This is a genomic window from Leptothermofonsia sp. ETS-13 (assembly GCF_049200465.1).
GTDB lineage: Bacteria > Cyanobacteriota > Cyanobacteriia > Leptolyngbyales > Leptolyngbyaceae > Leptothermofonsia.
In genome coordinates, this window is sequence record NZ_CP120836.1 from 5068842 (window position 1) to 5083473 (window position 14632).

General features: G+C 50.1%; 14 protein-coding genes. 7 read left to right on the forward strand and 7 right to left on the reverse strand.

Annotated features, from left to right (window positions below; translation table 11 throughout):
• The first annotated feature begins 162 nt into the window (after positions 1–162).
• Positions 163–1284, forward strand: a complete 1122-nt coding sequence (locus tag P4D80_RS23045) for a tetratricopeptide repeat protein (RefSeq protein ID WP_421656397.1) — start codon at positions 163–165, stop codon at positions 1282–1284.
• A gap of 275 nt (positions 1285–1559) precedes the next feature.
• Here the strand turns inward: P4D80_RS23045 and P4D80_RS23050 are convergent, their stop codons facing one another.
• Positions 1560–2357 (reverse strand): hypothetical protein, encoded by a 798-nt coding sequence (locus tag P4D80_RS23050; protein ID WP_421656398.1) that lies wholly within the window; start codon positions 2355–2357, stop codon positions 1560–1562.
• A 240-nt stretch (positions 2358–2597) separates the two neighbouring features.
• Positions 2598–3002 (reverse strand): NIL domain-containing protein, encoded by a 405-nt coding sequence (locus tag P4D80_RS23055; protein WP_421656399.1) that lies wholly within the window; start codon positions 3000–3002, stop codon positions 2598–2600.
• A gap of 680 nt (positions 3003–3682) precedes the next feature.
• Here P4D80_RS23055 and P4D80_RS23060 point away from each other — a divergent pair.
• Both P4D80_RS23060 and P4D80_RS23065 read left to right on the forward strand, forming a co-directional pair.
• Complete coding sequence (locus tag P4D80_RS23060; protein ID WP_421659590.1) at positions 3683–3766, forward strand: PTPA-CTERM sorting domain-containing protein; 84 nt, start codon at positions 3683–3685, stop codon at positions 3764–3766.
• Between the two features lie 89 nt (positions 3767–3855).
• Positions 3856–4422 carry a thioredoxin family protein gene (locus tag P4D80_RS23065; RefSeq protein WP_421656400.1) on the forward strand — a complete coding sequence of 189 codons (567 nt, stop codon included), beginning with the start codon at positions 3856–3858 and terminating at the stop codon, positions 4420–4422.
• Between the two features lie 403 nt (positions 4423–4825).
• Here the strand turns inward: P4D80_RS23065 and murG are convergent, their stop codons facing one another.
• On the reverse strand, positions 4826–5812 hold the full coding sequence (gene murG, locus P4D80_RS23070; RefSeq protein WP_421656401.1) for an undecaprenyldiphospho-muramoylpentapeptide beta-N-acetylglucosaminyltransferase: 987 nt from the start codon (positions 5810–5812) through the stop codon (positions 4826–4828).
• 133 nt (positions 5813–5945) lie between these two features.
• Here murG and P4D80_RS23075 point away from each other — a divergent pair, with 133 nt between their 5' ends.
• On the forward strand, positions 5946–6845 hold the full coding sequence (locus P4D80_RS23075; protein ID WP_421656402.1) for a nuclear transport factor 2 family protein: 900 nt from the start codon (positions 5946–5948) through the stop codon (positions 6843–6845).
• 134 nt (positions 6846–6979) lie between these two features.
• On the opposite strand, the gene P4D80_RS23080 is transcribed toward P4D80_RS23075, so the two are convergent.
• Positions 6980–8497, reverse strand: coding sequence for a TM0106 family RecB-like putative nuclease (locus P4D80_RS23080; protein ID WP_421656403.1), 1518 nt, complete (start codon positions 8495–8497; stop codon positions 6980–6982).
• Between the two features lie 668 nt (positions 8498–9165).
• Between P4D80_RS23080 and P4D80_RS23085 the strand changes: the two genes are divergently transcribed.
• Positions 9166–10071: an aminotransferase class V-fold PLP-dependent enzyme gene (locus P4D80_RS23085; RefSeq protein ID WP_421659591.1), complete on the forward strand. Its 906-nt coding sequence runs from the start codon at positions 9166–9168 to the stop codon at positions 10069–10071.
• Between the two features lie 6 nt (positions 10072–10077).
• On the opposite strand, the gene P4D80_RS23090 is transcribed toward P4D80_RS23085, so the two are convergent.
• On the reverse strand, positions 10078–11565 hold the full coding sequence (locus tag P4D80_RS23090) for a phenylacetate--CoA ligase family protein (protein ID WP_421656404.1): 1488 nt from the start codon (positions 11563–11565) through the stop codon (positions 10078–10080).
• A gap of 17 nt (positions 11566–11582) precedes the next feature.
• On the opposite strand from P4D80_RS23090, the gene P4D80_RS23095 reads away from it, so the two are divergent.
• A complete protein-coding gene (locus P4D80_RS23095; RefSeq protein WP_421656405.1) occupies positions 11583–11720 on the forward strand; it encodes a hypothetical protein in 138 nt (45 codons plus the stop codon).
• A 196-nt stretch (positions 11721–11916) separates the two neighbouring features.
• Positions 11917–13398 carry a DASH family cryptochrome gene (locus P4D80_RS23100; protein ID WP_421656406.1) on the forward strand — a complete coding sequence of 494 codons (1482 nt, stop codon included), beginning with the start codon at positions 11917–11919 and terminating at the stop codon, positions 13396–13398.
• 5 nt (positions 13399–13403) lie between these two features.
• On the opposite strand, the gene P4D80_RS23105 is transcribed toward P4D80_RS23100, so the two are convergent.
• Both P4D80_RS23105 and P4D80_RS23110 read right to left on the reverse strand, forming a co-directional pair.
• Positions 13404–13955 (reverse strand): Uma2 family endonuclease, encoded by a 552-nt coding sequence (locus tag P4D80_RS23105; protein ID WP_421656407.1) that lies wholly within the window; start codon positions 13953–13955, stop codon positions 13404–13406.
• Positions 13956–14005: 50 nt separating this feature from the next.
• The gene (locus tag P4D80_RS23110) at positions 14006–14443 is read right to left on the reverse strand and encodes a DUF4332 domain-containing protein (protein ID WP_421656408.1); all 438 of its coding nucleotides are present in this window, start codon (positions 14441–14443) and stop codon (positions 14006–14008) included.
• Positions 14444–14632 lie beyond the last annotated feature (189 nt).

Genomic DNA, 14632 nt, shown 5'->3' on the forward strand with positions numbered 1-14632 from the left:
TAAGCGTTAGGCTGATTACTAACCGGTGTACTCTACCCTTGCAGTCGATTTTACAGGTGTCACAAAGCACTTAAATGATCAACCTCTGGTCAGCAAAAATTGAATGGTAAGGGATGCAGATGCCAACCGGGTTGAGCCAAATCATCCAGTGAGGCGTAAACAATGGATAGCTGGTCTAAATACCCTATTAATGAGTCATTGCAGGGCGATTTCGAAGAAACCTCCCCAGCATCCGTACCTCCTCGCGAAACTCTCTTTCCATCTGACAATTCAGCAGACAGTGAAGCACCAGGTCAAACAGGCTCCGGACTGGCAAGCTCAGATTTAGAGGCAACGCAATGCCTGGCAGATAGTCTGCTGAAACAGGGGCTAGAGTGCCACCAGGCTGGCCAGTTTGAAATGGCAATTCGGCTTCTAAAAGAAGGCTACATCGCCTACCGGGAGATTGGAAATGAACAGGGGCAAGGAAAAGCTCTCAGCAACCTAGGCTTGACTTACTACAACCTAAGACACTACACCCAAGCAATTGAATATTCTTTGAGAGGCTTGGAATTTGCCCAAAGGCTTCAAGATCGACGCAGCATCATCAAAATATTAAGTACTCTGGGTAATGCTTACCGCCATTTGAAAGATCAGACTAAGGCAATTGAGTATCAGAAGCAGAGCCTTGCGATCGCCCAGGAAATTCAAGACCGCCGGGGTGAAATGGCAGCCCTGAACAATCTCGGTTTAGCCTATAAAGCTCTGGGTGACTATGAAACGGCTATTGGTTATGAACAGCAAAGCCTTGAGATTGTTCGAGAACTGGGAGATGATCAGGTTGAAGACCAGATTCTTAAAAACCTGGGCAATGCCTGTTACGCCCTGGGGGACTACCAGCAGGCAATCAACTACTACCAGCAGCGGCTAGTTCTGGCACGGGAAATTCGAGATCGCCGCACAGAAGGTAAAATCTTACGCAATCTCAGTAATGTCTGCTACGCTCTGGGAAACTATCAGCAGGCAATCGATTACAGTCACCAATGGCTAACCGTAGCCCGTGAGATTCAAGACCGACGAAGTGAGGAGCAGGCCTTAGGAAGCATTGGTGTAGCCTATGATGCCCTCGGCGAATATCTGAAAGCAATTGATTATTACGAGCAACGCCTGGCGATCGCCCGTCTGATGCAAGACCATCGTGTAGAAGAGCAGGTCTTAGGCAGTCTCAAAGTGGCTTACTATGCCTTGGGGGACGTTGCAAAGGCGGCTGATTATTCCGAACCTCACCCTAATTTCCAGGTATAGCTATAGCCACTAGGTTTAGGCCAGGGTGCAGGGGTAGAAACCCTGGCTGGGAGCTTTGCTCTCCCTCCTAAATCCAATATCGTAGGGATCATGGATTTAATCACACCGCATTCTTTGAGTGAATTAACCTCTCCCCCTTTCCCTCTCCGAGTCGGAGAGGGATGCCAAAGGCGGGGTGAGGTTTTCGGAGTTATTTAACTCTCATTCCTAAGCAACCTGGCGACAGCTATAATCTTATATAATCTCAAAATTTCATTGTTCAAGCTTTTCGTTGTTCAAGCTTTCTGAGCGATCGCCACAGGCCGATCTAAACAGGCCGCTCTGTAATGTCCGTCAGGATACTGATCAATGTGTTGAAAAATTGCAACCGGAGCTACGATACGGCAGGTGAAGAACTCAATAGCCGTCTTTCCATCGGGAAATACGCGCACTTTGGGTGATAAATCTTTCGGTTGTTCAACTTTCCAGTGCCAGTTTGCCTGACCAGGCGGCACGTTGATTAGGCGATGGTGCGTCCAGTTACAAGACTTGCCCAATGCTCCCAGTTCTTTTAGCTCTCGCCGCAGAATGGAGGCCACAATGTAGGTGGCAGGGGAGCGATCGCCCTCAATAGCCTCCATCACGTCTGCTAATGCCCCTTCAGGCTTAGGCACATGGGCGCGATCGCGACAACTGATAAGTGCTTTTTCTAGCTGAGCCGTTGTGCTGAGGGCCTCCGGCACAGCCCAGGTTACTCCAATGCCATCATCGACAGTCCGATGCAGGAAGCAAACCAATCGCAGATCGGGTTTCAATCGCAGCCCCGGCAGTTTCAACAATGCATCTCCAGGATTAGCAGAACTAATAAACCACTGTCCTTTCGTATTGGGAGCGTAGACGGCTTCCTCAACTACTCCGCCAAAGTTAAACAGTTCTCCCAAGTCGCTAAGAGAGTCGGGTTCAGGCAGTTCATCCACCTCATCATAGGAAGACCAGGAGCGGGGATGATTCTCTGACTCTGGCAACGCCAAGACGCTCTTAATATGCTGGCGGATCTTATGGATACTTTCGAGGGGAACTTTTTGAATAGACATGGCAGATATCCGCCGCAGGGAAACAAGAACAACAAGCAGAGGCAACTGCAAAATCTGCTCTTAATCCTAGTGTTCCCAATCGTTCCAGGAGCATTGATAGAAAAATCATTAACAATTTGAGGCCGCTTGAAACCCTGATTCCTTGACCCCCTTTCCAGGATTACCACAAAAAATTGACAAACCCATAGCTCTACCCATCCACTCCTCCACCTACCCCTTCTGGCTTCTGACTCCTGACTTCTAAAGATTGGTCGAGATTGCCTGAACTGGGCAGGTAGGAATGCACTGTTCACAAACGATGCAGCGCGATCGCGTAAACACCAGCTTAAAGGACTGGGGATCGAGGCTTAGTGCTTCCGTAGGACACACACCAGTACACAAACCGCAGTGAACACAAGTTTCTTCATCAATCAGAATTTCCCGATTAGAAAAGGAGACCCCAATATCCTGAGAACGCATCCAGTCAATTGCGGCATCTAATTGGTCAATATCACCGGAAAGCTCCAGTACCAGTTTGCCGATCTGGTTAGGGGCAACCTGAGCCCGAATGATGTTTGCCGCAACATTAAAGTCTTTTGCCAATCGGTAGGTGACTGGCATTTGCACAGATCTCTTAGGAAAAGTGAGCGTGACTCGCTTTTTCACAGTACCTTCAGAAAGAATCGCAACTCGATTCTAAACGAGATCCTTAAGACTTAGAGGTTTATAGCCTTCCTTAGCGCCCTTTGCAAAAGACAAGTAGGGAGTTGAGCGGAATCTAATTCACTTGGTAAGTAGCTAGGCGCAATTGAATTCAGAATAATTTTGAGGGTGGAGGGGGTAAACCCCCTTGCCTGGGGGCGTAGATCCCATTCCCCCCTTTACCAATTGGCGTTGCTGAAAAGCAGCATAAATCGAAACGAAATTTCGAGCATACAGCACCTATTTCATACTCAATTTCAACAATGCCTACCGATTAATAATGACTACCTATTTATGATTTGTGGATTTTCTCAAAACGTTATCTCAGGCTAAGTATTATTTCTTCTTTCGATCAATGATGCAAGCCGGATAATTTCACTATATTTTACTGAATTTTTGAATTCGCCCAATATCCAAAGCTTTTTCAGAAAACATACTGAGGAGCCGTTGTTATTTGAGTAAGAATATGTAGAATTTATCGGATTCAGCTCTAGGAAACTAATTTGTTTTCTCTTCTGGCGAAGACCAAGATAGCATTGGCTCATTGTCCTGAGTGCGGAAATAAGGGGCGATCGCTTCTCGATCCTTCAATGACATTCCTGATACGGACTGGGAAGTGGGCCATTTAGCAGTATGGTGCGGCTATCCCAACACCAGCTTTGTTGCCCGGTCTGATTGGCCTGGGTTTAGGAGCTTTACGGAAGCGCAGGCAGCAGGAACCAGGGTAAGGGAGGGGTATTATTGTATTTCTCAAATATGAGGGGGAGTTTCGGTAAACTGAAGGTGGTGTAACGGCTTGTGAAGAAAGCATTCAAAGATGACCGAACGATTACCCAACTCCCCATCTGCCTCAACTGAGACTGCCCCATCTTCTCAGCTCGCAACCAGGGTCAGAAATTTACTGATTGTACTGGTAGCCGTAGTTCTCAGTGTGTCTGTATTTTTAGGATTGCGGACAGAGAGTGGACCTGCAACGTTGACGGCGATCGCGGAAGATTCCGTGCCCCTGGAGGTGGCGTTAACAAATGGTAAACCCACACTCATGGAGTTTTATGCCAACTGGTGTACCAGTTGTCAGGCGATGGCACCGGATATAGAAGCGTTGAAGGAACAGTATGGCGATCGCATCAATTTCGTCATGCTGAGTGTGGATAACAGCAAGTGGTTACCCGAAATCCTGTCCTATCGAGTGGACGGCATCCCCCATTTTGTGTTCCTGAGCCAGGATGGGCAAGCGGTCGCTCAGGCAATTGGTGAACAACCCCGTTCCATCATGGAAGCCAACCTGGTAGCACTGGCAGCCAAAGAACCTCTTCCCTACGCTCAAACAACCGGACAGACCTCTGCATTTTCTGCCCCAGTCACCTCTCAGGGGAAGCTCTGATCCGCGCAGCCACGGCGGCCAAGTGATAGAGGTTGGGGACTAGGAGTAAGAAGCCAGGAGTGAGGAAGAGTTAGGGACTGGGATCTGGGGAGTAGGGAACAGGTATGGGAAACTCAGAACTCAAAACTTATAGTTCTACGCAGGTGCGTTAGGACATTGGAATTAGAAAGGGAGTGGGGGCTTCGCCCCCAGCCAGGGGTGGAACCCCTGCACCCCGTCCTAACCACAATGACTACCGCTATATCACCTCATCACCCCCTCCCCCCTATGCCTACTACTGTTCTCAATAATTCTTTCGCCCAATCAACGGGTCAATATTTGATTTATTAACGTTGCTAATTGGCGAGCGCTATCTGGTACTGCCAGGCTACTGGCCTGTTCTGCCATTGCTTTTAAGGGTGTTTTACCGCTGGAATCTGGCATGGGATCTTTGAGTAGACGTAGAACTTCGTTTTTTTAGCGCCTCTGGAGTTAGGTCTGATTGCTGAAACAGCAGGGCAGCACCGGCTTCGGCAAACACCTTTGCATTGTAGGTCTGGTGATCCTCAGCGGCGAAGGGGTAGGGAATGAGGATAGAGGGGGTGTGAGCGATCGCCAGTTCGGTCAAAGTTCCGGCCCCGGCACGGCTAATAACTAAATCGGCACGGCGAAATAACCCTGCCATGTGGCTGTAAAACGGTAGTGGAAAGTAGTGGGAATGCTGGAGGCTACCGACCTCCGCATCATTCTCTCCCGTTTGATGAACAATCCAAATGCCTGCGTCTAACCAGGCAGGGGCACAGGTTCGTACCAATTTGTTAACCGCCACCGCTCCCTGACTACCACCCACCACCACCAGCAAAGGAACATCGACTGGAATCGGCAAATCAGGCAGGTCGAGGCTGGTATCGGTTAGAAACTGGTTCCGGACAGGGGTGCCAACGACAACCGTTTTAGCACGGGGCAGATAGGCGGCGGCGGCTTCAAACCCAAGCGCAACGGTGCTGCACCAGGGACCCAGCAGGCGAGTAACCTTCCCCGGCAGGGCATTGGATTCATGCAGAATCACGGGCAAACCCAGGGAACGGGCTGCAATCACAGCCGGTGCAGCGATGTATCCGCCAGTGGTGAACACCCCATGAAATTTTCCCTGCTGAAGTAATTGCCGCACCCGCCAGATGGAGCCAACGAGTTTCAGCAAAACCTTGACGGCTGCCAGCCCTCGCTTCTGAAAACCTTCTACGCCGACAGTGTGGAGGGGATACTGGGAAGGAACCAGTTGAGTTTCTAGGCGATCAGGTACGCCCAACCATTCAATCTCAAAGTTGGGCAATTGCTCAGCGAGGGCGATCGCAGGAAACACGTGCCCTCCTGTTCCGCTGGCGGCAATCAATAATCGAATGGGTGTCACGGGGGCGACTCCAGGCTATCGGTTCAGAGTAAAATCAGGTCACTCATTCACAGGTTGTCTTAATTCTCTTGCAGTGACCCAACATGAATTGTCAGGCTAACCTATAGATGATAGATTGCAAACCGCATTCTGAATGCTTCCTTCTGTTCTTTACATTGTTTACATTGCCAGTACTATGCACAAACCTCTAACCCACCAACCTCTTTGGCAAGCAGTTCTCCCAGACTGGGCACGGGGGCGGCAATGGAAGATGTTTTGGGGTGCAGTGGGAGTGATTGTTTCCCTGGGCAGCGCTTTCCAGGCTAGCAATGTCAGGGCGCAGACGCCTCAGTCAGCACCCGCCGAACTGAGTAATCTGGTCACTCAAATTGATGCCGCAGCGAACAAGCACGACGTTCAGGCGGTTTTGCAATACTACAGCCCAAACTTTACCCATTCTGATGGCCTGACCCGTCAAACGCTGGAACGGGCTCTGACCCAGTTATGGAAGCGTTACCCAGATTTGCGCTACCAGACCCAAATTACTTCCTGGACAACAGATGGAAAGGGTGTTGTGGCAGAAACAACCACCCAAATTACTGGTACCCAGAAGGTAGGCGATCGCGAATGGAAAATTAATTCCACGCTGAAATCGCAACAGCGCTTTGAAGCTCAAAAAATTGTTCAGCAAGAGATTCTGGCAGAGAAAACAGCCCTCACTTCTGGCAGCAACCCCCCAAATGTGATTCTGAATTTGCCGGAGCAGGTGAAGGTGGGGCAGTCGTTTAATTTTGATGCGATCGTGCAGGAACCTTTGGGGAATGATTTGCTGTTGGGGGCTGCCCTGGAGGAGCCCATCAAGCCAGATGGCTTTGTCAATCCCACCACGGCTGAACTGGAACTGCTCAATGCGGGTGGTATTTTCAAGGTGGGGCGTGCTCCCCTCAATGGAGAAAGCCGCTGGATTTCTGCCGTCCTCGTTCGGCATGACGGGATGACCCTCATCACTCGACGCCTGAAAGTCACCGGGGGCAAACCTGCTGCCGGAAGGTAGGTGTTGCTATAGCTATAGCCACCAGGCTTAGGACGGGGTACAGGAGTGGAACCCCTGGCTGGGGCGAACCCCCCGCACCCCCTTAAAAGCAATGTCCTGAGCAACCCGGCGACAGCTATAGTTTTTGGAAGGCTCTAAGCCAACTCTGCCTGGTAGACATTCTGCAAAAAATTCACCAGCCAGTCCTTGACACGATAAGTTGCGCGGCAATCGTCTTCGTTATAAGCAAGGATGGCATCGAGATAGGTGCGATCGCCCGTAACCTGCCACTGGGAGTACCAGTAAATTGACTGGGCCCCGTTTGCAGTTGAGTCACGCCACTCAAAACCCAACCAGCGGGCGATCGGCTTAAGCGCATAACTTTCAACCGGAAGTGTCACCAAACGCGTGACCCGCTCGTGCAAATCGACGAAGCGGGTCAGCAGAGGTTGGATTTGATGGGAAGGCGTACCGTAAAGTTTTGCCAGGCGCTCAACCGTTTGTACCTCAAAGGGACAGAAGTGATAAATGGGAGCCGTTGGGTGAGACCAGACCAAGTCTAGAAACTGTTGCCAAACGATGGCTTCTTCTTCAGGGGATTCGGCAATAAAGGGGTGAAAGGTTTCTGTTTTAGCCTGGCGATCTACTACCAATACTCCATGTAGATAGACCAGATTCAAAGCAGGTTCCGCTTCAATGTCGAAATAAAGTTCAATCGAAGCCGTTGGCAATTCGATATCCGGCAAAAAACGTTGGGGTGGGCGGGCAGGCAGTGCTGAGCGGGTATTAGCTGATGATGTCCAGTCTACATTTTCTTCAGTCAGCAGGGCCCGATTTTGCAGCGTGGAGCGAGCCTGGCGCACCAGCCGGTAGGCGGCTTCTCTGCCAAATCCGGGTAGAGGTTCCAATTGAGCAGGGTGAATTTCTGCCAGGTCCCGCACGGTTGTCAGGTTCAGCGCCTGCAACTGAGCGTAGCGGGCAGGGGTGACACCGGGAAGTAGAGAAAGGTGATGGTCAGACTTTGCCAACGAATAACAATGATTAAACCAGTGGCAGAGACTGCATCGGTTGCGAGCGATAAAGACCTCCGGTTCCTGGGATTGCGACAGAGTCAAGACGCACTCGTCTAGAATTTCCTGCATTTTGGGCAGCATTTCCCACATGTCAACGGCGTAATGTCCCCGCTCTCGCAGAAGCAGCCATGCCGTCTCCACCCAGGCTCCCTGCACCTGAGCCAGTACGTAAGTATGGTAAGCCGCAATAATTTGATATTCCAGCTTGGGACGCTTGCCTAACTTGATATCCGTTGGAAGGTAGAGCCAATCGCCAAAGATGGATTGACCGGGCTGTTTGATCAGTAAATCAGGATTGCTAACGAGGGTAACGCCGTCTTCTCCTTCAAATAGCAACACCCCCTGATAGATCCGATCTACCCCATGCTGCATTAGTTTCAGGGTCTCGGAGGCTCCGGCTCGCCAGTCTCGATGGGAATAGCTGGGCTGACGGAAGACCTGATTCGCCATGATCGTCTGCCGATTGGCATGGCTGTCTTGTAGAATCTTGAGCAAATAATCGTTTGGTGGGTCGCGTTGCGCTAAATTGCCGTGCTTATCTAGAAACGCCCGTCGGCTACAGCGTTGATAGTTCAGTAGCAGTTCGGCATCAATGAGCATGCGTCTGTTGGCGTAAGCGACTAGCGAATGGCTACTTGCAGTAAGGATTGTTAATTTAGAGATTCAATTAGCCCTGACCTATATTCACAAAACCCTATTAAGGATGAACCAGTAAGTATGAACCAGCAGATGCGAATCTAAAGTGTTCTAGAACACACCATTAATCGATGCATCCGTCTGTAAATTCAGTCAATAGCTTAATGCTAGCAGGTAAGGGGGAACTGCTAATCACGAATTGCTAAAAATCAACCTGTTAAGTAGCTGGGCGCAATTAAATTAAGGACAATTTCGGGGGTGGAGGGGGTGAAACCCCCTGCCTGGGGGCGCAGCCCCCACTCCCCCCTTTACAATTAATTGGGGCTACCTACTTATGATCAGCATTTTTCCTTCTCAGGCGGTGCTTGAAGATTATCGTCAGCAGTTTCCAGCTTTGCAGAACAAGGGATATTTCAACTACGGGGGGCAGGGACCGATGTCCCAGGGGGCGATCGCAGCCATCCAGTACGCCTACCAGCGCATCCAGGAGTTGGGACCGTTTTCGGGCAAAGCCTATGCCTGGGTTGTGGACGAAATGGAAAAATTGAGGGGGAGCGATCGCGACCGAACTGGGCACCGCTCCGCAAACCATCACCCTCACCGAAAATGTCTCGGTTGGTTGCAACATCGTCCTGTGGGGAATGGATTGGCGAGCGGGCGACCATCTGCTACTGACCGACTGCGAACATCACAGCATAATTGCAACGGTGCAGGAAATTCAGCGTCGGTTTGGAATTGCAGTATCTACCTGTCCCCTGAGCAAAACCCTGAATGGAGGCAACCCTGTTGAGATGATTGCCAGCCACCTGCAACCCAATACCCGCCTGGTTGCCCTTAGTCACATCCTCTGGAATACTGGGCAGGTGCTGCCACTGGCAGAGGTTGTGGCAGCCTGTCATACCCACTCAGGACATTACCCTGTCAGGGTTCTGGTGGATGCAGCCCAATCCGTCGGCGTATTACCTCTCAAGCTGGATGAGTTACAGGCAGATTTTTACGCCTTTACCGGGCACAAGTGGTGGTGTGGTCCGGAGGGGGTGGGAGGGCTCTATGTCCGACCGGAAGCGAGGGATGACCTCCACCCTACCTTTGCCGGATGGCGTGGCGTTACCACCGACGCCACCGGTCATCCAACCGGATGGAAACCAGATGGGCAGCGGTACGAGGTGGCAACCTCTGCATTTCCGCTATTCACCGGCCTGAGGGAAGCGATCGCCCTTCACCACCAGGCAGGCACCCCCCAGGACCGCTATCAGCGCACCCAATCCCTCAGCCACTACCTCTGGCAGCAACTAGTTGCACTCCCCGGTGTCTCCTGCCTGCGAACCCAGCCTCCAGAAGCGGGGCTTGTATCGTTTCAGGTGCGAGGTCAGTCCCATCCTCAACTGGTGCAGTCTCTGGAAAAGGAGAATCTTCTGGTACGCACGATCCTTAACCCCAATTGCATTCGCGCCTGTGTTCACTACTTCACCCTGGAATCCGAATGCGATCGCCTGATTGAAGTCATTCGGCAGAAATTGGAGGGAAGAGAGAATTAGAACGAATTAGGGACGTTTTGTGTAGCGATGCTTCACTCCGACAGGAAAATATTCTGGATCGCCAGTTGGTTTGAGGATGATGTGGGGAGTTTGAAAGAATTTCGGGACATAGTTGGCAAACTCGCTGTTGAGCCGCTTTAGGTGATGGGTGATGGAATGGGCGATCGCTCCCCGTTTGGCATCATTCCCTTCAATCCCCGGTGCCAGCTCCACAACAATCGACAGAAATTCGTTACGATCCGGGTCCTCTTCGACCTGCATCACGAATTTGCCAGTCACCCATTCACAAACTGGCGTTTGTTCCAATCCCACTGTGACATTTTCGGGATAAATATTTGCGCCAAAGTAGGAAACGGTGAAATGCGATCGCCCAAACACATACACAAAGGGCAAAGGGCGTATTCCCCGTCCTTCCACTTGCGGGAATGTCCCGGATAACGCTTTAACAGGGTCAAACCCCCGATCGGCCAGGAATTTCAACATCCTATTAAACGGAATAATTCCGCCCTGGTCTGAGATGTGGTAGCGCACCAGGGGAATGCCATTATTGCCGGAAAACAGCAGGGTACCCTCCTGCACTTCAAAAAAGCGTAACCCCGGATCGTACTGCACCAGTGTTGGTAGACGAGATTCGCCAAACAACTCGCGAGCAACCCCTGGATTTTCTGCTAACCAGCGACGAATGCAAATACTGAGCGGCGTTTCATTCCCCAATACACCTGCGTCTGCGGTGCCATAAAGGGATGCAAAGTCGTGACAGGGATAGGTGGAGCCTATGCGAGAGCCAATGAGCGATCGCCATTCTTCACTAAACACCTCTCCTGCCATGACCAGCTTTATGCCGTAGTTCTGCCAGGGAATGCCTTCAGCGATGCCAGTATCAATCACATCCTTAAGGAACGGTGGGTAGCCCAATAGCACCGTCTGATCAAACAAAGGGGCTAGCTCTCTTACCACACGCAAAATCTCAACCTTGTTGTTACCCGGAGTGATGACCGTAATCGGATAGCCCTTACTGGCCAGGTGGCGACAGCAACTGGCTGTAAACATCCCACCAACCCAGGTGCCCAGGGCAAAACATACAACTGCCAGCGTCCGCCGCTGGTCTGCCCAGAAGCTGTCGTGAAACACTTGCTCAAACCGGGTCGCAATTTGAAATTCATCGATCAGCGATCGCAACCAGAACGTCGGTTGCCCTGTGGAACCGGATGAAACAGCAACCATATCGCAGGTTTCCAACTGTCCGTGGCGGCATAGTTGCGCCAGTGGATAATGCTGTAAATAGCTTTGTTTCGTTGTCAGCGGAATTTGTTGAAAATCAGCAAATGTTTCAATCGAGGCTGGATCGATTCCATGTTTCTTGAGAAAAAGCTGATAAGCCGGAACACTCGCCGTCACCTGACGAAACAATTTCAACACTTGCGTTTCTGCATTGGTTTCCGAATTGCTTAGCAGCCCATCCAGGGGAGTCATTAGAAAAGACTGGAAGGCCATTAAAGTCTGTCGTGGTCGTGTTTTGTGCATATTCCCCCGGAGGCATCAATCTAACGCAAACTGGAGTAGCAGAACTTTCCCACCACTCCAGCCCAGACGTGCAGATTGCCAATCTAAAGGCGATCGTACTTCAGTTTTCCGAAATTGCGGCTTAATTCTGAAAACCATATTACGCTTTATTAAGAAAGGGTTGCCCCCTTCCCCCTCCCCAGTGTTTATAGCTGTCGCTAGGTTGCTCAGGACATTGGTTTTAAGGGGGTGTAGTGGGCCTCGTCCCCAGCCAGGGGTTCCACCCCTGCACCCCGTCCTAAGCCTGATGGCTATAGCTATCCATTTGAATCCATTTGACTTATGACTGAACCACGCACCCTGATCTGGTTCCGTAATGATCTGCGGTTGCACGATCACGAGCCGTTGCACCAGGCTATAAAAATTTCCTCAGCAATCATTCCACTCTATTGTTTTGATCCACGCCAGTTTGGACAAACTTTCTTTGGATTTCCTAAGACAGGGGCATTTCGGGCACAGTTTTTGCTGGAAAGTGTAGCGGATTTGCGGCGATCGCTCCGCTCCCTGGGTAATGAGCTGATCATTCGTCACGGCAAACCAGAAGCCATCATTCCTGAACTTGTTAAGCAGTTTGAAATAACATTCATTTACTGTTCCTCAGAAGTCACTTCCGAAGAGGTTGCGGTTGAAACTGCCCTCGAAGCAGCGCTCCAACCTCTCGGTGTTACTCTCCATTCTTTTTGGGGACATACCCTCTACCATCCTGATAATTTACCCTTTGAAATTCAGCAACTCCCCGAACTCTTCACCCATTTTCGTAAGCAAGTCGAAAAGGAATCTACGGTCAAACCCGCGCTGCTGGCTCCCTCCCAATTACCGCCCCTGCCGGGCATCATTGAACCTGGGGAATTGCCCCAACTATCAGACTTTGGATTGAAATTACCCAGGTTCGATCCCCGTTCTGTTCTACCCTTCAAAGGTGGTGAAACTGAGGCCCTGAAACGGCTTGACCATTATTTCTGGAAACAGGATGGCTTGCGGGTCTATAAAGAAACTCGGAATGGCATGGTGGGTGCCGATTATTCTTCAAAATTCTCACCCTGGTTGGCGTTGGGTTGTATTTCTCCCCGCTACATTTATGAGCAGGTGCAGCAGTACGAAAACTTGCGGATCAAAAATGACTCCACCTACTGGTTGATGTTTGAGTTGCTGTGGCGAGATTATTTTCGCTTTATTGCGGCCAAGCATGGTAACAAAATCTTCTTTCCTGAGGGATTGCAAGGGATTGAAATTCCCTGGAAGCAAGATTGGGAACAGTTTGACCTCTGGCGTACAGGAAAAACTGGATTTCCTCTAGTAGATGCTAACATGCGAGAACTGGCCGCAACGGGGTTTATGTCTAACCGGGGCAGACAAAACGTTGCCAGCTTTTTGACCAAAAATCTGGGTATTGATTGGCGCATGGGGGCAGAATGGTTTGAGTCGCTGTTGATTGACTATGACGTGTGCAGCAATTACGGCAACTGGAACTATACCGCTGGGGTTGGCAACGATGCTCGTGGGTTTCGATTTTTCAATATTCTGAAGCAATCGAAGGATTACGACCCGGATGGCAAATACGTGAAACATTGGTTGCCAGAGTTAGCCGGTGTGCCTGCTGGGAAAGTTCACGAGCCCTGGAAACTATTGCCGGTAGAACAAAAACGCTTCAGTGTCGAAATTGGAGTAGATTATCCCTCTCCAATAGTAGATTTGTTTCAATCAGCGGAAGCGAATGAAAAGTTATACAACACAGCATTAAAGAAAGCATTATCCAGAAAGTGATCGCGCTAACTATTCAGGATTGCAGCAACAGAGATGAGAATATCTGGAAATGCCAACGGTTGAATGGTGCCTTCAGTCAGAATAGTTTTTGATGCATATTCACCATTTTGAGGATCTCGAAAGACAAACAGTTGCAGTGCTTTCAAATTAACGACCCAATATTCAGGAATTCCTGCTTCTGCATAGATTCTGGCTTTAACCTCAAGATCCTTATCCAAGTTGGATTGAGCGTACTCAATCAACCAGAAGATGTTTTCAGGGTAGGGATGGTGCGATCGATATTCCCGCCCCAACCGTTGAACGATCGCAATATCCGGTTCTGGTTCGGAGTTGTTTGGTAAGGTCACTGGCTTGGCCTGGCGAATTTTGGCGCGATCGCCCAGTAGCCTTGACAAATACTCACCCGCTTCGTCACTTGAATAGGCGTGAGGTTCCCCTTCGGGTGCCATTTCAACAATGTCTCCCTTTAAGAGCTCAACCCGGCGATCGTCCAAAATTCCCGCCTCAACCATACGGTGGTAATCGTCCAAATTCCATTTAGCCGTGGTTACTATCATTGATTTTTACCCCCAACCCTGTCCTATCAAGCGAGATCATTCTCTAAACCCTATAAATTCTGTGCTTGCTGAATCCACTGGGCAAGCTGTTCTTTGGGCGGACACAAATCTTGCCGTTGCAGGTTTGCCACATAGAAGCGCAAAATCAGTCTATGCAAAGTCTGAAGCGGTGTTTGGGCCAGTTGCTCAGGTGAACAAATTCCAGAGTGGAGCAATAAGCCACAATACTGACAACCAACGGCTGGAATTCTTGCCAAATCAGCGAGTGCAGCCCATTTCTGTATGTGCTGAAGGTGGAGCTGGAGTTCTGCTGCAAGGGCCTCTTTTCTGGCAGGAGTACTGGTTTTTTGCAACAAATCCTGAGTCGTTTCAATTCCGCACTCCAGCAGCTTTGCCTGATCTTGCGTATCCAATCCGGGCAATTGTTCAATGCCCCAAAAGCTTGGCAAGACAGGAGATAGACGATGAACTTTGGCAAGCTTTTTCATAGCTGAAGAGTAGCGTTGCTATTTTCAGTGTAAAGGATGCCTCAGAGTTGTCGGGGAATATAGACTACCTGAACTCCTGATTTTCTGGAAGCAAGATCCTTTGCTCATCCGAGAACGGACTAATAGATCAAAACAAAAGTTTTGAAGGGGGTTCTGCCCCATGTTGCAAAATTTATGACTTGCAACACT